The organism is Paenibacillus ihuae (genome assembly GCF_001368795.1).
GTDB lineage: Bacteria > Bacillota > Bacilli > Paenibacillales > Paenibacillaceae > Paenibacillus_AQ > Paenibacillus_AQ ihuae.
This window is the reverse complement of the sequence record NZ_LN831198.1, coordinates 688,165-709,320: the sequence shown is the minus strand read 5'-3', so window position 1 is coordinate 709,320 and position 21,156 is coordinate 688,165. Positions and strand designations below refer to the sequence as shown.

The window sequence follows — 21,156 nt, the reverse complement described above, 5'->3', positions numbered from 1 at the left end:
ACCTTCCCCTGAGGCAGAGGTCGGCACTTTTTGTATGAAGACGATTATTTATCTCCGAAACTTACCTCAGGCGTTGTCAGCTTGTCGTAGAAATCGACAGCCTTATCTTTATCCTCTGATGAACGGAGCGCCATCGCTGAGCGCGGGTGCTCATCTAAAGTGCCGGTGATCATATATGGAATGATGTATCCCCACTCTTCTTTCTCACGGAGCGGAATCATCAGACGCTCGATAATATCAAGAACCGGACGCAGCGTATACTTAGTATTCTTCAAGTGGGTAACCAGCAACTCAGTCGGGCAGTTCCCGGCGGCACGTCCCATTCCGTAGCAGGAGGCATCCAGTAGTTCTACTCCCAGCTCAGCCGCAATAAGAGTATTGGAGAAGGCCAGCTGCAGATTGTTGTGCGTATGTACGCCCAGACGTTTGTTAGGAAGATGGGTTTTGAACTTGTCCACCAGATACTTCATGTCGTTATGATCGAGACTGCCGTAAGAATCCACAATATAAACAACATCAACGACACTTTCGCGGATCATTTCAAAGGCTTCCAGCAGCTCATTCTCCATCACATTGGACAGAGCCATAATATTAATGGTTGTTTCATAGCCGCGGTCATGGAAAGTCTGCACCAGCTGCAGCGCTTTGTCGACATCCTTGCTGTAGCAGGCCACACGGATCAGGTCAAGCATACTCTCGCTGCGCGGCAGAATATCATTTTCGTCCACCCGCCCGATATCTACCAGCGCAGACAGTTTGGTGTTTCCCTTTTGGGGAATAACCTTGCGCAGGAAATCATCATTCAGGAAACGCCATGGGCCTGCATCTTCTGCTCCTTTTAGCAGCTTGGGAGAATTTTTATAACCGATTTCCATATAATCAACACCGGCTTCATTCAGACCGGCATACAGATTCTGCACAAATTCTACGCTAAAATCCCAGTTGTTGACGAGTCCTCCATCACGAATCGTGCAATCGACAATTTTGCTTTGATTATTCTTCACCATTTTGTTCTCCCTTCAACATTTCCTACATTATTTCCGCCAGCATAAGATTACTATGCAATCATTATCGTACAATCATACTGTAGTGAAGAATAAAATGTAAAGATTATTTCTGTTCTCTTCCATAACTGTTTTTACCGCACCGATACAATGATTTAAATCACTGCAAAATATCGACTTATATGCTACAGTACAAGAAAATAAATGAGATTGATTATCAGTCTCTATTGGAGGGATTAAAATGGCCTCTACATCCTGCTCATTACTGCGCCTACAACCGGGCTCAATAGGCTCCATTCATAGAATTGAAGGTATGAACCCTATCCTGCGACGCCGTCTTGCAGATCTCGGGGTGTCCGAAGGCGTTATGATCCGTCTAAAAGGAAAAGGCCCCTTCTTGGGACCAATTACACTGGAGTGTAACGGGCAATTGTTCGCGATTCGCCGGAAGGAAGCTTCTATGATTGAGGTGAATGTTTCATGAGTTCAATAGCACTCGTAGGTAATCCCAACACCGGAAAAACCTCACTTTTTAATACATTAACCTCTTCCTATGAATATGTAGGGAACTGGGCAGGCGTAACCGTTGAGAAAAAAGTGGGCAGCCTGAAGAATGGCGCAGGCAAGCTGATCGATCTACCTGGAATCTACTCCCTGCACCCCCTTTCCCGTGATGAAGGCGTTGCCGCGCAGTATCTGATCGATGAGTCTCCGGAAGCGCTGGTTAACATTGTGGATGCATCACAGCTGGAACGGAATCTGCTGCTGACCCTGCAATTGCTGGAATATGGCAAGCCGACCGTACTCGGCCTCAATATGATCGATGTCGCTAAAGCCCGCGGCATTTATGTTAATCCCGAGATCCTGCAGAAACATTTAGGCATCACTGTACTGCCGCTGGTTGCCAGAACCGGCAAAGGCAGCGGACAAGTACTGAGCATATTGGAGAAAACATCAAGCATCCCTGCAGTAACCTTTAAGCTCCATTATGGGGAGCTCGTGGAGCAGGCCATCGCGGCGATTCAGCATGAATTGCAGCAAACTGCAGGTTTACCGAACCACCGCTGGGTTGCTCTTCAATTGCTGGAACAGAATCCGGTGGTGCTCGAGCTGCTAGGTAAACGCATCAATATCAGCCGCCTGCTGGAAATCTGCGATACCTGCCAAACTGAGCTGCAGAACAAGAAACTGGCCCTGACGCTGCCGCAATGGATTCGTTCAACCCGTAAGGAATATATCCATTCCATATGTCTTGAGGCAGTGGATACAACAGCCCAGAAGCCGCATAATCTGACGGAAAGACTGGATTCCATTCTGACCCACCGGTTTTTGGGGCTTCCTCTATTTCTTGTTTTTATGTATGCAATGTTCAAAACAACCTTTGACTGGGTCGGCGGACCTTTATCTGATATCGTAGACGGCTGGATTTCCGGCCCCATCAGCGACAGTGCTAATTCACTGCTCCAGACTATCGGGGCATCAGGATTTACGCATGCGCTGATTGTAGACGGCATTATCGGCGGTGTAGGAGGCGTGGTTGTCTTCGTTCCGCAGATTTTTATTCTGTTCCTGATGATTTCTTTCCTGGAGGATTCCGGATATATGGCTCGTGTCTGTCTGCTCATGGACAGCACAATGGAACGGATGGGGTTAAACGGCAAAGCGTTTATCCCATTTATTATTGGCTTCGGCTGTAATGTCCCGGCTATCATGGCTGCACGCAGCATTGAACAGCCTAAAGAACGGATGCTCACAACTCTCTTGTTGCCGCTCATGTCCTGCTCTGCCCGACTGCCAGTTTATCTATTGTTTGCCGCAGTATTCTTCCCGGCCCAGCAGGCAACGGCTGTTATGTCAATGTATGTGCTCGGTGTTGTATTCGCACTGATCCTGTGCAAGCTGTTCTCCAAGCACTTGTTCAAGAATGAATCGTCCGTCTTCATCATTGAACTGCCTCCTTACCGTATGCCGCAGCTTAAGACGCTTGGCCGCAGCACCTGGGAGAAAGGCAAAGGCTTCCTGCGCAAAGCAGGTACCATTATCCTGGCTGGTTCCGTAATCATCTGGCTGATGTCCTATGCCGGGCCCTCCGGATTCAATGTGGACATGGATAACAGCTTTTTGGCTAAATTCGGCGGGCTGATCGCACCGCTGCTGCACCCGCTCGGCTTCGGAACCTGGCAGGCAGGCTCTACGCTGGTTCCCGGCTTCCTTGCGAAAGAGGTTGTAGTCTCCACCATGAATATCATCTATCACACAACGGATACTGCCGGATTGGAAAGTCAGATCTCACAAGTATTTACACCGCTGAGCTCCCTTAGCTTCATGGCCTTTATCCTGCTCTACATTCCTTGCCTGGCCACCGTAGGGGTAATTAAAAAAGAAACTGCTTCCTGGAAGTGGACCTTCTTCTCCATGGGCTACTCCCTGGTGCTGGCGTATATGGTATCACTTATTATTTTCCAGGGCGGAAGTTTATTGGGATGGTAGTAAAGCCTGGATTGGCAGACTTTCTTGCAGAAAGCGGGGACAAACAATGATAGTCAATATTGTGATTGTAGCTGCAGTGTTCGGTTATTCGGGCTGGATGATTTACCGGCATGTTCAAAAAGGGAAACAAGGTGCTTGCGCCGGCTGTGATAAAAGCAAAAGCTGCCCGGCTGCTTCACTGGATTCGCCATTCTCCTGCTCTTCAGGAACGGCCGGCAGCAAGCTGTAAATCAGCGGTATTATAGCTGCCAACTTCATACAGCAGGTTTAAACTCCTTGGCAATCGGGTATGTTTGTTATAAGCAATTGCAGCCAGACCACAACCTAAGGAGGAATAACCATGAATACTAAAAAAACGTTATTTACTACCGCAGCATTGGGAGCCGCTTATTTGCTAAAAAACAAAAACGCACGCGATAAGATTATGGAGGGTATCCAATCCTTCACCTCACAAGTGCGGGCTAAACGGAACAGCTGAACACTCTAAATCAGACCTTCATACCTTAATGATTTCACTTTGATTACAAAAAGCCGTAAAGCTCCAGAAAACTTGGAGCCTTGCGGCTTTTCGTCTGATATCATCTTAGTTTCCGGTTGAAGCGGCAGCATGTTCTGATCCTGTCCCGTTAGAAGGATTCAGTAAATATTCCAGCAGCGTGCGCACCATAACTCCTGTTGCCCCTTTAGCGTTCACGCCCCGCTCTTTGGAGAGAAAGGCCGTTCCGGCGATATCCAGGTGTATCCACGGCCGCCCTTCAGCAAACTCACCGATAAATAACCCCGCCGTTGTGGCACCTCCGAATCTTCCGGCTGCGTTGCGGATATCCGCCACTTCACTTCTCAGCATCTCGCGAAACTCAGGATACACCGGCAGCGGCCAGATTTTCTCCCCTGACAATCTGGAGGCAGCCAGCAGCTCCTGTAAAAACGGCTCGTCATTAGTGACAGCACCGGTAGCAATATCCCCCAGAATCGACAGCACCGCACCAGTAAGCGTGGCTACATCAATGATGCGTTCTGCCCCCCATTCCATGGCATAGGTCAATGCATCCCCGAGTACTATTCTGCCCTCCGCATCGGTATTAAGCACCTCAACCGTTCTTCCGCTAAGAGATGTTATTACATCCCCTGGCTTAAAGGCAGCAGCTGAGGGCATATTTTCTGCAGCAGGGATGACCATAACCACATTGATCCGCGGCCGCAATCTGCCCAGTGCATCAATGACTCCCAGTACAGCTGCCGCCCCGCCCATGTCACTGATCATATCTTCCATCCCTGGCGCTCTTTTCAGTGAAATCCCTCCTGTGTCAAAGGTAATGCCTTTGCCGACAATCCCTACTACATTCTCCCAGTCACCGGTTCCCTGGTAACGAATAGCTATCATCCGCGGCGGATGCACACTGCCCTTCCCGACAGCAAGCAAACCGCCCATACCTTTTTGTTCAATTTCACGTTCATCCAGCACTTCAGCCGGAAGGCCGTGACGCTCAGCCACTTCAATGGCTGCTGCCGCCAGAGTGGATGGTGTCAGCAAATTGCCGGGAAGGTTCGTTAAATCACGCGCCAGATTCGTCGCTTCAGCAAAGGCCAATCCCCGCTGTATCCCCTGATTCCAGCTATTGTTGACAGCTTCCCCGGTCTGCTGCTCCATATGAAACACTACAGAGGTGAGCCCTCCATAAAGAGGCTGTTCCTGCTTGTAATGCTTCCTGCGGTAACTACCAAGCACCAGTCCTTCTGTGAGCGTCTGAGCCATTCCAGCCCCATGAGACATGAGCACCTCAGGTATTTGAATAACCAGCACAGAGACCTTTTGCCGAATTGCAGCGCGGGAAACCTGAGCAGCCAGCACACGCATTTCTTCAGCTTCCGGAATCCCCTTCCCGCTTCCTGCCAAAATGACAACAGAATGATTAGGTAAATCTCCGGCTGTCAATATATACGTCTGATTTAGTTTCCCCGTAAAAAGTCCGGCCTTGGCCAGCGGCTCAATTCTTGCCTTCCACTCTACCGGAAGACTGCCGTGCTCCAACTCGGCTTCGGACACAATAACACATAAGGCATCGCTAGTTATGGCAGCAGATGAACCGCCGCTGTTCCATTCAATGAGCATATATTTCCCTCCAGCCGTTCTTCCTATAACCATATCCCCCATGAAAACGCAGATAAGGCTGACTTCCCGCACTAAGCCGTGCATCACAGGAATCAGCCTTTTAGCATTTCTTATTATAACGCATGGGTTCTGAAAAATCAGCTTGCAGATCCCGTTATTGAATGAGCGGCAGGGAAATGACAAAACGGGTCCCTTCGTTAACTCTGCTGCTGACAGAAATGCAGCCCCCATGATTCTTGATAATCCGGTCACTGACGGACAGCCCGAGCCCCGTCCCGTTTTCCTTCGTGGTAAAGAATGGATTAAACAATCTGTCGAGTGTACAGAGATCCATCCCTTTTCCGTTATCAGAGATAAAGATGCGGACCTCTGCACCTTCTCTGCGGGCCCCAACCTCAATCTTACCTATATAATCATCCGTGCGCTCTGTAATCGCTTCCATTGAATTTCTTATCATATTCAGCACTACCTGTTTCATTTGCTTGGCATCACCTGAAATGATCATATCGCCTTGAAGCGGATGGAGAATAATTTGGCAGCCCTTCATTAAGGCTTCACTCTCCGTAAGCAATACAACCTCTTTCAGTAATGCCGACACAGGAATCATGCTGACTTGGGGAACAGAAGGTTTGGATGACGTCAGAAATTCGTGAATAATGTCATTAGCCCGGTCAATCTCGGCCAGAATGATCTTGGCGTATTCCTCTTTACCCAGCTGATGCAGATGCGGATGCAGTAATTGGATAAATCCGCGAATGGCTGTCAGAGGATTACGAATCTCATGGGCGATTGAAGCGGATAATTTGCCCAGCATGGCCAGGCTATCATTCTGATAAGCGGTCTGCTCAATCAGCTTATAATCGGAAATCTCTTTAAGGATAAACAAATAGCTTCCCTTCATTTGCTCGCCTGAGCGCAGGGTAGCACGCCAATAACGGCCATATTCATCTATAAATTCATAATTAGGTTTGTTTTTTCTCACCATTTCCCGGTAAGCTCGCAGCACCTGCTTTCTTTTTAAACGGCTTAACTGAATATTCGCCAACAGATGAGTTATAGTGCAGCCCAGGAGTGAATGACGAGGTAATTCAAGGAAAGCATACATCTGTTTGTTTACAAAAACCAGAACCCCTTCTTCATCAAAAAGCATAATCCCACTCTCAATGTGCTCTAGCACATCCTCATATGTGGTGTTCATTGATACGGATTGAAACATTCTTGCCGGCAAAAGCAAGCTTTCCTGATATTGGCTTATCACGATACGAAGTTCCCCCTTTTACTGCATTTGGCGTAGACGCTTAAGCGACATCAAATTACTATGTAAATGAGTATATGACGAAGCCGCCAGAACATTCGGAAATCGTATTATATTATCCAACCGTTTCAACTATATTCCAATCATATCCAAGAGAAGAAGACAACGCAATCAGAGAAACTGTCGAATGACAAAAAACTTGCTAAAATGATTCTTAAGGCATAGTAAATATTATTCCTACTACAAGAAGCCGCCTATAGCGCTGCTCCAGGTTGCATGTCCCCGCAAAATCCTCATTGTCTGATATGTCAAAAAAAGCCTTCGCAGCAGCAGCGAAGGCTTTGGTAACAGACTATATCCGGAACTTATTTTGCATTAAATAATGACCTTATGCTTTTTGCTGGAGGCGATGGCGCCGTTGACTCATTACAGCCAGGCGCTTCTTAAGCTCGCGCTCCCATTTGCTGTCCCCAATCTGCTTGGCTACGCCCAGCAGGTCAAGAGCCATATCAATCTGACTGCGAACAATCGCCAGCGGATCTTCGCTCTCCATATTAATAACATTCTCGAAGATTGCCTCTTCGTCTTCCATTACATAATCCTGAAAATCAACGTCGCTAACTCCATCGCCATGAGCATATTCTGCCAGAATCTCATACTCGTTCTCGACTTTGTAATGTACCTCTACCCGGTGACAGACCGGGCAAAAAAGCAGGGGAACATTATGGACTTGCGTGCGATAATGTTTAAGGGTTCCCTTCGTTCCGACCATACTCGCTCCACAGCAAAAGCTCATTTTTGTTCACCCTCCTTGGGTATGTTCCATTGATTTCGTATTATTGTATTACAATAACCTGCCGGAGATTCCTCTCCTTTTAGGCTATATATTAACCGCTCCGCCTATTTTTAAACGACATCACTACCAGAAACTGGTGTTTTGTTGCAAAAAACCCCCTCGCCGGGAAATCTTCCCGCAAGGAGGTTTTTATCATTCTCTCAAAGAGCAGACAGCCCTTACAGGTTCTTGTCGCCCGGTTTCCAGTTCATAGCGCACAGACCGCCTGATTGCAGAGCCTGAAGCACACGGAGTGTTTCTTCTACGCTGCGGCCTACATCATTATGGTTCACCACTTCATATTTCAGTTCGCCATCAGGATCGATGATGAACAATCCGCGAAGGGCAATACCTTCTTCTTCGATCAGAACGCCGTAATCACTGGCAACCTTCTTCGTGATGTCCGAAGCCAGCGGGAAGTTCACTGGGCCCAGGCCATTCAAGTCTTTTGGTGTAGTGATCCATGCTTTGTGGCTGTGGATGGAGTCAATGCTTACGCCGAGAATCTCAGTATCGAGTGCCGCGAAGTCAGCTGCTGCATCACTAAGTGCTGTAATTTCTGTAGGACATACAAAGGTGAAGTCGAGCGGATAAAAGAAGAATACAAGCCATTTGCCGCGATAGTCGGACAAGCTTACCTTACCAAAATCTTTACCGTCGCCCGTAACTGTTTCCATTGTGAAGTCCGGAGCCTGTTTACCTACCAAACGTTCTGCCATTGCTTAAATCCTCCTTTGATTATGTAAGAAAAACAACCACTCCTAGCAGCCCTTAAGGGAGCTGAGGCAATATGCTTTTCTTGATTAAATGTGTTTAGTCACTTACTTATTGCTATAGACCAAATGGTATCATCGCACCAAATTAAAGTCAATATTACACTCATTACTTTTTTATAATTATTATAAATAAGCAACATTTTGTGAAATTTTCTGTTTTTCTGCGTCAAAGGAGGACTGCAGTGGTAGATTTACGCTTTACGGATTGCAGCAACGATCAGATCGCCCATTTCAGTCGTGCTGATGGCTTTACTCTTATCCACAGCAATGTCACTGGTGCGGTGTCCGGCATCCAGCACTTCGGCTACAGCGGCCTCGATTGCTGCAGCGGCGTCCTCATAGCCAAAGGTCATCCGGAACATGAGCGCCAGCGACAGGATAGTCGCAATCGGGTTAGCCAGCCCCTGGCCGGCAATGTCAGGTGCTGAGCCGTGTACCGGCTCATACAAGCCGTAGCTTCCTTCACCCAGTGATGCTGAAGCCAGCATGCCGATTGAGCCGGTCAGCATTGCAGCCTCGTCGCTCAGGATGTCTCCGAACATGTTCTCAGTCACAATGACATCGAAGCTCGACGGACGGCGCAGCAGTTGCATCGCACAGTTGTCAACCAGCACATGCTCCAGCTCCACCTGCGGATATTCCGGAGCGATTCTGTTGACTACTTCACGCCACAGTCGGGAAGTCTCCAGTACATTCGCTTTGTCTACGCTAGCCAGCTTATTGCGGCGTTTACCGGCAATCTCAAAAGCCTGGCGCACGATGCGCTCCACTTCCGTAACATTGTACACACAGGTATCAACAGCTTCTTCACCGTACTCACCCTGACGGCGTAGCTTCTCGCCGAAGTAGATGCCCCCGGTCAGCTCACGGACAACCATCAGGTCCGTACCTTCCAGTACTTCCGGTTTCAAGGTAGAAGCATCCTTCAGGCAATCGAATACTACTGCCGGACGCAGATTGGAGAACAAGCCCAGCGCTTTACGGATACCCAGAAGGCCGGTTTCCGGACGCAGCTCCTTCGGGTTGTTGTCCCATTTCGGTCCGCCGACTGCTCCCAGCAGTACAGCATCCGCACTGCGGCAAATTTCCAGCGTATCTTCCGGCAGCGGAGTTCCCCGCTCATCAATGGCAATCCCGCCAAACAGGGCATGCTCGGTTTCAAAGGTGTAGCCGAACAGCTCCTCTGCCTTTTTCAATACTTTTTCCGCTTCAGCCACAACTTCAGGTCCGATTCCGTCCCCGGCGATTACGGCGATTTTTTTAACCTCGCTCATTTCCGTCACTCCTTAGATGTTCTGCTGCACGCAGACATAGTTCTTCTGTCTATTGTTGTATCATAACGGGAGCCAAAGGACAAAGATATAGATTCTATGAAAGTGATAGGTATTGCCTATAGGATAACATCAATTCTCCATAAGCCGCGGACCGTTACATACACCGTGCCGGAATTTGCTCTTATTTCTTAAGTTGTTTACAATTAGTATGTTGTTGTTAATCTTTGGACGCTACTCAATATCGTAAGGGAGTGATGGTGAAGTGCAGTATTCAAAGCTGGGTAAGTCAGGGCTTAAGGTTAGCCGCCTCTGTCTGGGCACGATGAATTTCGGCCCGCTTACGGACGAGAAGGAAGCTTTCCGTATTATGGACGCCGCGCTGGATGCCGGGGTCAACTTTTTTGATACCGCTAACATTTACGGATGGGGCGAAAACTCCGGGCTCACAGAGACGATTATCGGCCGCTGGTTCAAGCTTGGCGGAGGACGGCGGGAAAAGGTCGTGCTGGCCACCAAAGTCTATGGTGCCATGAGTGATAAGCTTGACGGACCCAATGATGAGAGCGGTCTCTCCTCTTACATTATCCGCCGCCATCTGGAAGGATCTCTGCAACGTCTGCAGACGGATCACATTGAGCTGTACCAGATGCACCATGTGGACCGTACAGTATCATGGGACGAGCTGTGGGGTGCCTTTGAGCTTGCCGTAAACCAAGGTAAGATCGGTTATGTTGGTTCAAGCAATTTTGCCGGATGGGATATTGCTGTAGCCCAGCAGGAGGCAAAAGCACGCGGGTTCCTGGGGCTGGTATCGGAGCAGCATAAGTACAGCCTGACTTGCCGTCTGCCTGAATTAGAAGTGCTGCCAGCGTCGCAGAACCTCGGTCTTGGCATTATTCCCTGGAGCCCGCTTGACGGTGGACTGCTCGGCCGCAATGCACTTAAGAAAATTGAGGGCAGCCGCAGCGGTGGTAATCCGGAGCGTGTAGAGCAATATAAACAGCAGCTGGAGCAATTTGCGGATTTAAGCCGCGATCTTGGCGAACCGCAGGATAACATCGCTCTTGCCTGGCTACTCGCTAATCCGGCGGTAACAGCACCAATTATCGGACCGCGCACACTGGAGCAGCTGGAAAGCGCGCTGCGCTGTCTTGAGGTTGTACTGGATGAAAGCGTACTGAAACGTCTGGATGAAATCTTCCCGGGTCCGGGCGGAGCCGCTCCGAATGCTTATGCCTGGTAAGCAGTACAGACAAAGTAATCTGGCATGATCTAACATTCATTGACTACAAAAAAGGAGCATTCCCCCTATAATTCCTGCGGGTGGAGTGCTCCTGGTTTTTGTTATTCGGCTGTATCGACTGTTATCGATCCGTTGCTGGTTGATAACTTTACCTCATGAGTGCCATTTCCAAGCACAGCGGTCCCATTGTTATCCCCATCACGTTCCCAGGCTACATTGCCCTTCAGTGACCCGTTGCTCGTATCCGCCTTAATTTTGGCATCCGTTGCTGCCGGCAGATTGACTGTGACTTTACCGTTGCTGGAGGAGAAATCCCAGTCGCCTGTAATAGCAGAATTAATGCTGATCTTGCCATTGCTGCTCTTCGCCGATAATGAACCGTCAATATTGGTAAGTGTTATTGCACCATTAGAGCTTACAAGCTCGGTTTCCCCCTGCACATTCTGTGCACTAATGGTTCCATTGCTGGTATGGGCATCTACTCCTCCGGCGATATCGTGGATATCGAGGGTTCCGTTGCTGGTATCCACTTCGATCCCTGCCTGCAGGCTGCCCGCTTCAATGGATCCGTCGCTGGTCTCAACTTCCACGGCCAGATTCTGCGGAAGACTGACGTTAAAATACGGCTCTTTGGTGTAGATCCCAAAATGAATACCTGATAGCCAATTCGTTTCCAGGTCCAGCTTCAGAATCAGCGTGTCGCCTTCTGTTGACACCTTCCATTTCTTCTCCATTGCACTTGCCGCTTCGCTTTCCGAGCTGCCCGGCAATTCGAGCTTGCCCTCGTAATTGAGGGTAGCTCCTTCTACTCCCTGTATCTTCACTTTTCCGCTTGGCAAATCAATCTTTACCTGTTTAATCTCCGGCTTCACTTCCACAGTTCCGCTAAGCGGCGTCAATTGTGTTTTGCCAAAGATTCCGCCCAGTGTTCCGCCTGCCAGTACGGTCTGTCCCCCGCTTGCAACCACCAGGACGATAATCAGGACGATGGCCCATCCGCTCACACGGGTCTTCACATCCGAACGGAAGAACAGCCGGATCAGCATTTCCATACCGAACAGAATAAGCAGTGCCGGCCACAGATAACCCAAAATGTCGTATGAAACCACATCCATCTGGGCCAGAACTATAATTACTCCCACTGCGATGCAGCCTAGTGCGGCAGTAAAGCTGCCGATTTTCCATCTCCCCATGGCATTTAACCCCCATTTCTCTATACTTTTGAGTTATTTTTGAGCATTCTAAAGCCGTATCCGATCAGAGCCAGTGACAGCAGGATCGACCCGATATTCATATCGGAGAGGATACGCCAGAGCCACGGAAACGCTGTAATCAGCAGCAGCATACAACCTGCAGCTACACAGCCGATGCCTACCCAAACCGGATTCACATCATCATGCGGATAATCTGGTATATGAGGAGGCATTCCCATACTCCAAGGAGCTCCGAAGCTGTCGGGGTGGAACATCATCCGTTCATGCTCGGCAGCCGCAATCTTCATCCAGGCCGCCTTCTGCAGCGCATCAAACAGCTGGTAGAACCATAGGGCAGCCAGTGCGAACGGGAATACCATTGGCATGGACGGGATGAACATAATACACATCGAGGCTCCGATCATGTATTGCAGACCCAGCTTTTTGAAGCCCAAATATAAATGCCCGAGTCCCGGAACCAGTGCCAGGAAAAAGGTAAGCCAGCGTTTTTTCTTAATCATTCTATATCCTCCTAAAAGTTTTGTGAGCATTACTTCTCCGCGTAGTCTTCGTTCAAAATCCGCTTATTGTTCTTCTATTTAAGGCTCACTTGGGATTAAACCACGCCGTCACCGAAGTGGACATCTGTCCGTTGATCTCGTTGATTCCATAGGCCAAATCTTCAAAAACACCAAACTGCAGCAGCAGGAAGGTCAAGCCTACAGCAACTCCATAATGCATCCACGAGGTTCCCGGTGCAGTACGGCGTCTGGCCATGGTCGCCTTTGTGGCGCGTTCCCGGCGTCCCGATTCAAGCTTTTCAATATGTGCCATCACATCCCCGGTAAGATCAGGGAAATCCAGAGGTTCCAGTGTGTCTACTCCACGTTCCATATCGCTCCATAGTGCAGCAAGCCCTTTAGCTTCCTCCAGCCATGATGAGCAGTCGGGACAAGCTTCAATGTGCAGGCGGATATTCAGCTCCACTTCTGGAGACAGCATGCCTTCGATATAATGCGGCATCCATTCTTTGACTGTAGCACAATTCATCGCCATTCCTCCCCGCTTTTGCGCATCATCTGTCTGGCCCTATAGAGCTGTGATTCAACTGTTTTGACCGAGACGCCTTTCTGCTCGGCGATCTCCTGATAGGAGTGACGCTGAAAATAATACAGCTGCACAACCGACCGGTACGGTTCTGTGAGACTGTTCAAATTCTGGTCCAGCTCCTCCGAGGCTTCCTTACGGAGCGCAACATGCTCCGGCGTCTGTGAGGTGACCCAATCATTTTCCGTATAATCCGCTGTACTGCGGTGCCGCCACTCTCTGTCATTCGCCCGTTTCCAGTCCAGACAGGTTCTGTAAGCAATCCGGTACAGCCAGGTGGAGAATGAGGATTGTCCCCTGAAGGAGGGGAGCGCCTTGTAGGCTTTTATGAAGACTTCCTGGGCCATATCCTTGGCCGACTCGGCTTCTCCCGTAATTTTGATGCATACTCTGTACACCATGCCCTGATAACGGGTTACCAAATGCCCAAAAGCTTGGCTTTGGCCGCTAAGCACAGCTGAAATCCATTCTGCCTCTTCCAAGTAGTTCTCCCCTCCTTCTTCATAACGTTAGACGCCGGTGATTCATATCCCCCTGCAATTAATTAATATTTTTTTAATCCAGGTAATTTCAAACCCTCTATACTCTATCCTACATCATGAATATACGGTTGTAGAAGGGATGTTCCCTGAGTTTGTCGAACTAAATTAACACTATGACAAAGAAAAAACTTATTGTGGTAATCGTACTTTTTCTAATGGGACTTACAGGTCTGCGTTTTCTGTGGATCAGCATTCATCCGCTCCCGCTCCCCCTTAAGGCCGTTCGCGGTGTACTTGATTTGCGGGATACCCCGTTCTCAGACGACAAAATTTACAGTCTGAGAGGCGAGTGGGAAATCTATCCCGGTACGCTGCTTCCTTCCGGCGGCCGTACCCGTTCCGCCCCCTCTGCGGGGACGAGCCCAAGCTATATTCAAGTCCCGGGCAGCTGGAAAGGAGCGATGAAGCAGGAACAGGAAGCTTACAGGTATGCTTCCTATCGTCTACGGATTCTGACGAAGCAGCCGGATCAGCGGATTGGAATCATTCTTCCCAAAATAAATTCTTCCTCAGCCCTTTATTTAAACGGCAAAATAGAAGGTCACTCAGGCATCCCTGCCGAAACAGCGCAAGAATACACCGCCCGGGCTGTCCCTTATCCAGTATATTTCAACGCTGTCGAAGGTGAAACTGAACTAGTCCTTCAGGTGGCCGACTTTGACACCGACTCAGGTGGGATTCTCCGGCCGGTTTTGTTCGGAAATAGTCAGACCATACATAAGGAGCGCTTGCTTACCATCGGAATGGAGCTTGCCGTCTGTATCGTGCTGCTGCTTCATGCCGCTTATGCCGTCATTCTGTACCTGATCATCCCGCGACATAAGGTATTACTGTATTTCACGCTGATGGTGGTCTTTGCCACATTCAGCATTTTGTCGGATGACGACAGATTGTTAATGCTCTGGCTGCCAATCAGCAACGGCTGGTCGCTCAAACTCTTACGGCTGGCTTTTTTGGGAACGTTTTTTTTCATGCTGCTTCTGGCCAAACAGCTGTTGTTTCCGAATGAGCGCTTTAAGTGGATGCGGGTGTTGGCCATTATTACCTTATTATTTGGAGGTTTGCTGATTGCCGTTCCCAGCAGCAGTACTCTCTTTTCGGTACTGAGCCATCAATACGGACATCTGCTGCTGTCTTTGGCTGTGGGTATTTTCATCATCATCTACAAGTCCTTCATACGAAATGAGGAAGGAACGATCTTTCTGCTTCTGGCTATAACCAGTATCATCAGCAGCACCATATGGGGATCAATCAAGAACAATAGCACACTTGGGCTCAGCTTCTATCCCTTTGATCTGATTTTTGCCTTTTTAGCCTTTGCCACTTTCTGGTTCCGCCGTTTCTTCTGGAATGCGGAGCAGACAGCCAAGCTGGCCGTAAGCCTACAGCGGTCAATCAAGCAAAAGGATGACTTTCTGGCCAATACCTCACATGAGCTGCAGAATCCGCTTCATGGCATTATAAATATTGCTGAAGCGGTACTGTCCAGTGACAAGAGCACTCTGCACGAGCAGAATGCCGAGGATCTGAGACTGCTTATTACCGTCGGCCGCCGCATGTCCCTCCTGCTTAACGATCTGCTGGATCTGTCACAGCTTCGCGAGCACAATATCCAATTGAAGCTGGAAAGCCTCCGTATTCAATCTGCGGCTTCCGGAGTGATGGACATGCTGCGCTTTATGACTGGGGATAAACCGCTCGAGCTAAAGATGGATATTCCAGACAGCTTTCCTAATGTAATAGGAGATGAGAAAAGAGTTATCCAAATTCTGTTCAATCTTTTGCAAAATGCCGTTAAATATACAGAGAAGGGCACTGTCAGTGTGTATGCGGATATTCACCAGCAAACGGCCCGTATTCATATCATGGACACTGGCATCGGTATGGATCAGGAAACACAGCGAAGAGTGTTTGAGCCTTATGAGCAGGGTGATTCCAGTATGACTGCCATGGGCGGCGGTATCGGTCTTGGACTCAGCATCTGCAAAGAGCTGGTTCAGCTGCACGGCGGAAGCTTGAGCGTAGTCTCAAGCCCACAAGAAGGCTCGGTCTTCACCTTCACTCTCCAGTTGGCCGGTGAGCCGGCAGAGAACATTCTTAAAAACGATGTCTTCCTGCCCGAGTCTGGAGAAGCACCGCCAGTCCCTAATGCGCTGGTTCGGGATCATAACATAGTTGATTCTGATTCACAGTCCAATTCCAGAGTTCTCGCGGTGGATGATGATCCGGTTAATCTAAAGATACTCACTGCTCTTCTCGCCGATGATTACGAAATTATGACCGTTACCAGTGGGCAGGGAGCATTGCTGCTGCTGGATGATGAATCATGGGATCTGGTCATCTCCGACGTAATGATGCCGGGTATGTCCGGGTATGAGCTTACCCGGCGGATCCGTGAACGTTACTCGGTCACAGAACTGCCGGTTCTGCTTCTTACCGCCCGCAACCAGCCGCAGGATATCTATACCGGGTTCGTCTCCGGGGCCAATGACTATGTAAGCAAGCCGGTGAATGCGATGGAATTGCAGATGCGGGTTCGTTTTTTAACCGATTTGAAACAATCCGTCTCCCGTCAGCTCCGTGTGGAGGCCGCTTATCTGCAGGCACAAATTCAGCCGCATTTTCTATTCAACACCTTAAATTCCATTTCTGCGCTGGCCTCCTTTGATTCAGAAAGAATGAGTGATTTAATTGATGCCTTTAGCTCCTACTTGCGGTTAAGCTTTAATTTCCTTAATGCTGAGCCTATAGTGCCGTTAGAACGTGAGCTGGAGCTGGTTAGGGCATATCTGTATATCGAAAAGGAACGTTTTGATGACCGTCTGGAAACCACCTGGTCTATCGAGCCGGATCTGCATTTCCTGCTTCCTCCGCTAACGATTCAGCCTCTTGTTGAGAACGCGGTCAGACACGGAATTTTGAACCGCGCCAAAGGCGGCCGGGTAGAAATCTCCGTCAGGAAGCACAGCGAGGGTTATGAAGTCACCATTGCCGACAATGGCATTGGCATCCGTGCAGAGGTTCTGTCCCAATTGCTAACCGGACCACTGGAACCCGGGAGGGGGATAGGACTGCAGAACACTCATAAACGGCTGATGCGAATGTATGGCCGTGGACTAACTATCGAAAGCACAGTTCTTAAGGGCACTATAATCAGCTTCATTATTCCATTCAGCAAGTCGCAGGCTTCTTCGGGAGCAAAGAATATTTATTGAGGTGGTGGAATCAGTTATGATTCAAGCCCTGCTAGTCGATGACGAACGGCTGGCGCTTATGAAATTGCAGCTGATGCTGGAAGAACTGGGCACAGTTACGGTTACCGGTGCTTTTACAGACCCGGGCGAAGCCCTAGGTGCAGCACCAGGCCTAGACCCTGATGTAATCTTTCTGGATATTGAAATGCCCGAAATCAACGGGATGCAGGCGGCCGAGCTTATGCAGAATCTTTGTCCCGGGGCAAGTATAGTGTTTGTAACCGCCTATAATGATTATGCTGTGGACGCTTTTGAGCTGAATGCCCTTGATTACGTGCTGAAGCCTGTGCGCCGTGACCGTTTGCAAAAGACGTTGCGCCGTCTGGAATCAGCCAAAGCTCAAGTAACACTGGGAAACCCATCCAAGCTGATGCTCCGCTGTATGCAGTCCATTCGCTTTGAACTCGATGGCCAGCCGTTGCAGAGCATCCGCTGGCGCACTTTAAAGGCCCAGGAAGTATTCGCCTATTTGCTCCACAACCGAAACCGCTTGATCAGCAAGGATTATCTGATTGAATGGCTATGGCCCGAATTGGATGTTAAAAAAGCCTCCACCCTTCTCTACACCACGATTTATCAGGTGCGGCAATGCCTGAAGCAGGCGGGAATTGAGCTTCAGATTAATAGTGCCAATGAAGGCTATGTACTCGAAACGGGAGGCTTGCTGATTGATACCGTCGAATGGGAGAAGGGGATTCTAGCACTGTCTGAAATTAACGAAAAAAATTATACGGAGCATGTGCAGCTGTTAGATTCCTATTCCGGCGATTATTTAGGGGATTATGGCTATATCTGGGCAGAAAGCGAGCGTCAGCGTCTGCGTGCCATCTGGCTGCATCAAGCCACCGGCCTGGCTGAATTTTTTGTCAGCAGCGGTAAGCTTCCTGCAGCTGTTACAACCTATCAGCGCATCGTTCTGCTCCAGCCTTATTTCGAGCAGGCCCATCTGGACCTGATGAAGGTCTATGACAGCATGGGGGATCGTATAGCCGTAGAACAGCAATATAACACGCTGTGCAATCTGCTGAACCGTGAGCTGAACATCGAGCTCCCGTCCCATATCATAGACTGGTACGAGAACTGGAAGCATATTAATCTCAGCATATAACACCAAAGACACCCGGAGCTTCCGGGTGTCTTTGGCGTAATATGGCAACCTATCTGCCGATTACTACTACAGCCTATTTGGTGCGTGTCTTGAATCTTCTGGCGAGAACAAGGCCCAGTGCAATTAGACCTCCGCCTGTCAGATAAAGCGGTAGCGGACTGCTCTCCCCGGTCTGCGGAAGCTTTCCTGGTAGTGTTCCGTCTGGGTTATTGTCTGTATCGGTAACCGTACCCTTCGGTACATCATCGATCGCAACCTCAATAACAACCTCTTCTTCATTCCCGTCTTCATCCGTTACAACAATCGTGAATTCATCTTTTCCAATGTAACCGGAATCCGGTGTATACGTCCATTTCCCGTCTGGAGTAATCGTAACCGTCCCGTGTTCCGGCTCGTCTCCAAGGCTCGGAATGCCGCCCAGCGGGATCTCACCTTCAATTGGAATATCAACAATTGTAGTTGCCTGTGTGGCTTGCGGGGCAGCAGGAGTGCTGCTAACCGCAGGCTGCCCCGGTGTGGCTGCAGTTGTTGCTTTCGGTGTGGCTGCAGGTGTTGCTGATGCCGGCACAGGTGTGACAGAAGCCGTAGGCGTTGCTGTACTAATGACTACCGGTATCGCAGAGGCCGAAGGCGTAGGCAACGACCCCGGCAGTGGGGGTGGTGTTACCGCAGGCGTCGGTGCTGCCGTTGCTGCGGATGTCGGCGTTGCTGTTGCTGCCGGTGGTTCCGTCGCTGTCGGCGGTTCCGTCGCTGCCGGTGGTTCCGTCGCTGTCGGCGGTTCCGTCGCTGTCGGCGGTTCCGTCGCTGTCGGCGGTTCCGTCGCTGTCGGCGGTTCCGTCGCTGTCGGCGGTTCCGTCGCTACCGGTGGTTCTGTCGCTGCCGGTGTTGCCGTCGCTGTTGGTGATGCTGTCGATGTCGGCGTTGCTGTCGACGTTGGTGTTACTGTTGAGGTTGGTGTCGGTGTCGTTACCGGCGTTGGTGTTGCTGTCTTATTGTCCGTCACCGTCATTGTTGTTTCCGTTGTTGAGTTGAAGATTACAGCAAACTTAGTCGGATTGAGATCATAACCGGCTGGGGCAGTGACTTCCTGAAGCACATAGTTTCCGGGCCAGAGATTTTTGAAGGAAACAGTTCCGCTGGCATCCGTTGTCAGCTGATTAAAGAGTACCTCCGTCGCACCTGATTTACGATACAGTGCAAAGGTAGCCCCGCTCAGCAGCGCCTGATCCGCCGCATCTTTTTTCACCACATTTAATGTCTTGCGGTTTCCTGTCCCCACTCCATCAGCACTCGATAGAGCCACCGTTATCTCTTTGCTGCTTTGTTTGGTAATAGTGGTCGAATTATTGCCGGTGAGCCGCACACTGTTGGATATTTTATCATTGTTGTTGGCCACAATCAGTGACTCATATTCAAGAATGTAGGCCTTCTCGATATCCGTTTTAAATGTAAGCACGAACTGCTGTTTTCCGGTATTCTCATCCGTACTGATGACCAGATCATAATCTGTTCCTTTCACCAGCGGTGTTGTCACCTTAGTGATATCACCCCCGGCATTAACAGTTGTCGGATACAGCTTAAATGAATCGGATAGCAGAATCTGATTGTCACTTGGATCATCTGTCACTTTTGCATCTTCAATGAAAGACTGGCTGTTGTTGATATGAATAGTCCACTTTATTCTGGTATTGTTCTGTACTCCGCTCTTAGTCACGAATTCTCCAGCTTTAGGAATCGTCAGCGAAGCGGTCAAATCCTTGGATTCAGGGGTTGTGCCGCTGTACAGATTGGCGGTATTGACAAGGGTCGGTGACTCAACGAGCTGTCCCTGCAGAGTTGTTTTGAATATGATGTAGTAGGCTGAATTAATATTATTCTTGAAATCCACCTGCAGCAGTTTGCTGCTCTGTGTATAAGTCACAATGTAGTCAGTGCCCAGCACAAGCTTCGTGCCTTTGGAGGGGTCCCCGTTTTTGGCAACGGTCAGATTATAGACCTCCACCGAACCTGGCACATACTGCTGACTGCTCTGCAGCACATCCGTTACTTTGGCATCAGCCAGTGGTTGGCGGTTGTAGTTAACGCCTAAGGTCCAAGTGATTTCTTTATTCACCGCATTGTAGTCGCCGCTCTTGAAGCCGTTCGCTTTTTCCGAAGTATTCGGATCGAAGGCTGCTGTTACCGTCTTAGTCTTCACTGTTGCAGCACCGGGATCTTTCCAATTTACCGTAGCCTTGTTCTCGAACTTGGCAGCTGTACTTAACCAATTGTAGCTAAGCCAGTTGTTATCAAAATACGTATCGTAAGTAATCGTATAAGGACCTGTAATCTGTGAGCTGAATACCACGTCAAAGCCGGCAGTTTCATTCAGGTTTTGAATCGTATAGCCTGTGGTGATCGCAGCGGAGCCTTTCTTGACTACAATCGTGCCGGGCACGATCTTTAGTCCTTTGTACGTAAATACATCCTTAACCACCACTTCATTCATCGGATAGCTGTCAGCATTTAAGGTTACGGACCATGAGACGGTTTTGGTAAGGTAGTTGTAATCCGCTACTTTTTTGCTGATGATTACCTGGCCGATGTCCCGGGTACCTGTTACGGTTGTCGTTCCGGAAGTAACCGAATTCGTGATTGTCGAATTGTCTTCCACACGGTTAACGGCTCTAGTCTGGTATTTAATTTTGTAAGCGCCGCTGATGTCGCTGGTAAATGTAAGTTCGAATCCGTCTTGCCCGCTGACAGGGACCGAAGGCGCATTCACTGTATAATTAGTAGCTTCTGTTGTTCCTACCGTGCCGCTGGAGCTGGTCAGGAAATTAACCGGGAACACTTGCAGGGAGCCGGGTACCAGCTCTTGTGTGTTGTTGAAATAATCCTTCAGTACAGCATCTGCCTGGGCAAGCTGCAGCTCATTGTAGTTGTAATCAATCTCCCAGTATGTTACCTGGGTTGCTGAATT

At 49.3% G+C, this 21,156-nt stretch carries 18 protein-coding genes; 7 read left to right on the top strand and 11 right to left on the bottom strand.

Features of this window, described 5'->3' with window-relative positions:
• Window positions 1-44: 44 nt before the first annotated feature.
• Window positions 45-1,007, bottom strand: a complete 963-nt coding sequence (locus AQR02_RS03230; RefSeq protein WP_054939367.1) for an aldolase catalytic domain-containing protein — start codon at window positions 1,005-1,007, stop codon at window positions 45-47.
• A gap of 238 nt (window positions 1,008-1,245) precedes the next feature.
• Between AQR02_RS03230 and AQR02_RS03225 the strand changes: the two genes are divergently transcribed.
• From AQR02_RS03225 to AQR02_RS32760, 4 genes are all read left to right on the top strand, one after another.
• Entirely contained in the window at window positions 1,246-1,488 is a 243-nt protein-coding gene (locus AQR02_RS03225) for a FeoA family protein (protein ID WP_054939366.1), read from the top strand.
• The gene (feoB, locus tag AQR02_RS03220; RefSeq protein ID WP_054939365.1) at window positions 1,485-3,494 is read left to right on the top strand and encodes a ferrous iron transport protein B; all 2,010 of its coding nucleotides are present in this window, start codon (window positions 1,485-1,487) and stop codon (window positions 3,492-3,494) included. Before AQR02_RS03225 ends, feoB begins: the two co-directional genes overlap by 4 nt.
• Window positions 3,495-3,540: 46 nt before the next feature.
• Window positions 3,541-3,723 (top strand): FeoB-associated Cys-rich membrane protein, encoded by a 183-nt coding sequence (locus AQR02_RS03215; protein WP_054939364.1) that lies wholly within the window; start codon window positions 3,541-3,543, stop codon window positions 3,721-3,723.
• Window positions 3,724-3,834: 111 nt separating this feature from the next.
• Window positions 3,835-3,972 carry a hypothetical protein gene (locus AQR02_RS32760; RefSeq protein WP_167347598.1) on the top strand — a complete coding sequence of 46 codons (138 nt, stop codon included), beginning with the start codon at window positions 3,835-3,837 and terminating at the stop codon, window positions 3,970-3,972.
• Window positions 3,973-4,077: 105 nt separating this feature from the next.
• Here the strand turns inward: AQR02_RS32760 and AQR02_RS03210 are convergent, their stop codons facing one another.
• The 5 genes from AQR02_RS03210 to leuB all read right to left on the bottom strand — a co-directional run bounded on the left by AQR02_RS03210 (window position 4,078) and on the right by leuB (window position 9,747).
• Entirely contained in the window at window positions 4,078-5,607 is a 1,530-nt protein-coding gene (locus AQR02_RS03210) for a leucyl aminopeptidase (protein WP_108721966.1), read from the bottom strand.
• Between the two features lie 154 nt (window positions 5,608-5,761).
• Window positions 5,762-6,865, bottom strand: coding sequence for an ATP-binding protein (locus tag AQR02_RS03205; RefSeq protein WP_054939363.1), 1,104 nt, complete (start codon window positions 6,863-6,865; stop codon window positions 5,762-5,764).
• A gap of 385 nt (window positions 6,866-7,250) precedes the next feature.
• Window positions 7,251-7,658, bottom strand: a complete 408-nt coding sequence (locus AQR02_RS03200; protein WP_054939362.1) for a hypothetical protein — start codon at window positions 7,656-7,658, stop codon at window positions 7,251-7,253.
• Between the two features lie 218 nt (window positions 7,659-7,876).
• Complete coding sequence (locus tag AQR02_RS03195; protein ID WP_054939361.1) at window positions 7,877-8,416, bottom strand: peroxiredoxin; 540 nt, start codon at window positions 8,414-8,416, stop codon at window positions 7,877-7,879.
• Between the two features lie 248 nt (window positions 8,417-8,664).
• A complete protein-coding gene (gene leuB, locus AQR02_RS03190) occupies window positions 8,665-9,747 on the bottom strand; it encodes a 3-isopropylmalate dehydrogenase (RefSeq protein ID WP_054939360.1) in 1,083 nt (360 codons plus the stop codon).
• Between the two features lie 262 nt (window positions 9,748-10,009).
• Here leuB and AQR02_RS03185 point away from each other — a divergent pair, with 262 nt between their 5' ends.
• Entirely contained in the window at window positions 10,010-10,990 is a 981-nt protein-coding gene (locus AQR02_RS03185; protein ID WP_054939359.1) for an aldo/keto reductase, read from the top strand.
• A 101-nt stretch (window positions 10,991-11,091) separates the two neighbouring features.
• On the opposite strand, the gene AQR02_RS03180 is transcribed toward AQR02_RS03185, so the two are convergent.
• The 4 genes from AQR02_RS03180 to AQR02_RS03165 all read right to left on the bottom strand — a co-directional run bounded on the left by AQR02_RS03180 (window position 11,092) and on the right by AQR02_RS03165 (window position 13,772).
• Entirely contained in the window at window positions 11,092-12,183 is a 1,092-nt protein-coding gene (locus tag AQR02_RS03180; RefSeq protein WP_054939358.1) for a DUF4097 family beta strand repeat-containing protein, read from the bottom strand.
• Between the two features lie 20 nt (window positions 12,184-12,203).
• Window positions 12,204-12,704, bottom strand: coding sequence for a hypothetical protein (locus AQR02_RS03175; protein ID WP_054939357.1), 501 nt, complete (start codon window positions 12,702-12,704; stop codon window positions 12,204-12,206).
• Window positions 12,705-12,789: 85 nt separating this feature from the next.
• Complete coding sequence (locus AQR02_RS03170; protein WP_054939356.1) at window positions 12,790-13,233, bottom strand: zf-HC2 domain-containing protein; 444 nt, start codon at window positions 13,231-13,233, stop codon at window positions 12,790-12,792.
• Window positions 13,230-13,772: an RNA polymerase sigma factor gene (locus AQR02_RS03165; protein WP_054939355.1), complete on the bottom strand. Its 543-nt coding sequence runs from the start codon at window positions 13,770-13,772 to the stop codon at window positions 13,230-13,232. Before AQR02_RS03165 ends, AQR02_RS03170 begins: the two co-directional genes overlap by 4 nt.
• A 173-nt stretch (window positions 13,773-13,945) precedes the next feature.
• Here AQR02_RS03165 and AQR02_RS03160 point away from each other — a divergent pair, with 173 nt between their 5' ends.
• Both AQR02_RS03160 and AQR02_RS03155 read left to right on the top strand, forming a co-directional pair.
• Window positions 13,946-17,047: an ATP-binding protein gene (locus AQR02_RS03160; RefSeq protein ID WP_054939354.1), complete on the top strand. Its 3,102-nt coding sequence runs from the start codon at window positions 13,946-13,948 to the stop codon at window positions 17,045-17,047.
• 16 nt (window positions 17,048-17,063) lie between these two features.
• Complete coding sequence (locus AQR02_RS03155) at window positions 17,064-18,194, top strand: response regulator (RefSeq protein WP_054939353.1); 1,131 nt, start codon at window positions 17,064-17,066, stop codon at window positions 18,192-18,194.
• A gap of 73 nt (window positions 18,195-18,267) precedes the next feature.
• On the opposite strand, the gene AQR02_RS03150 is transcribed toward AQR02_RS03155, so the two are convergent.
• Window positions 18,268-21,156 (bottom strand): collagen binding domain-containing protein (locus AQR02_RS03150; RefSeq protein ID WP_082451607.1); only part of this gene is annotated, 2,889 nt, incomplete at its 5' end.

Coding starts and splice junctions, on each gene's coding strand:
- AQR02_RS03230 (WP_054939367.1), bottom strand. CDS start 1,007: ATGGTGAAGAATAATCAAAGCAAAATTGTCGATTGCACGATTCGTGAT.
- AQR02_RS03225 (WP_054939366.1), top strand. CDS start 1,246: ATGGCCTCTACATCCTGCTCATTACTGCGCCTACAACCGGGCTCAATA.
- feoB (WP_054939365.1), top strand. CDS start 1,485: ATGAGTTCAATAGCACTCGTAGGTAATCCCAACACCGGAAAAACCTCA.
- AQR02_RS03215 (WP_054939364.1), top strand. CDS start 3,541: ATGATAGTCAATATTGTGATTGTAGCTGCAGTGTTCGGTTATTCGGGC.
- AQR02_RS32760 (WP_167347598.1), top strand. CDS start 3,835: ATGAATACTAAAAAAACGTTATTTACTACCGCAGCATTGGGAGCCGCT.
- AQR02_RS03210 (WP_108721966.1), bottom strand. CDS start 5,607: ATGCTCATTGAATGGAACAGCGGCGGTTCATCTGCTGCCATAACTAGC.
- AQR02_RS03200 (WP_054939362.1), bottom strand. CDS start 7,658: ATGAGCTTTTGCTGTGGAGCGAGTATGGTCGGAACGAAGGGAACCCTT.
- AQR02_RS03195 (WP_054939361.1), bottom strand. CDS start 8,416: ATGGCAGAACGTTTGGTAGGTAAACAGGCTCCGGACTTCACAATGGAA.
- leuB (WP_054939360.1), bottom strand. CDS start 9,747: ATGAGCGAGGTTAAAAAAATCGCCGTAATCGCCGGGGACGGAATCGGA.
- AQR02_RS03180 (WP_054939358.1), bottom strand. CDS start 12,183: ATGGGGAGATGGAAAATCGGCAGCTTTACTGCCGCACTAGGCTGCATC.
- AQR02_RS03175 (WP_054939357.1), bottom strand. CDS start 12,704: ATGATTAAGAAAAAACGCTGGCTTACCTTTTTCCTGGCACTGGTTCCG.
- AQR02_RS03170 (WP_054939356.1), bottom strand. CDS start 13,233: ATGAATTGTGCTACAGTCAAAGAATGGATGCCGCATTATATCGAAGGC.
- AQR02_RS03160 (WP_054939354.1), top strand. CDS start 13,946: ATGACAAAGAAAAAACTTATTGTGGTAATCGTACTTTTTCTAATGGGA.
- AQR02_RS03155 (WP_054939353.1), top strand. CDS start 17,064: ATGATTCAAGCCCTGCTAGTCGATGACGAACGGCTGGCGCTTATGAAA.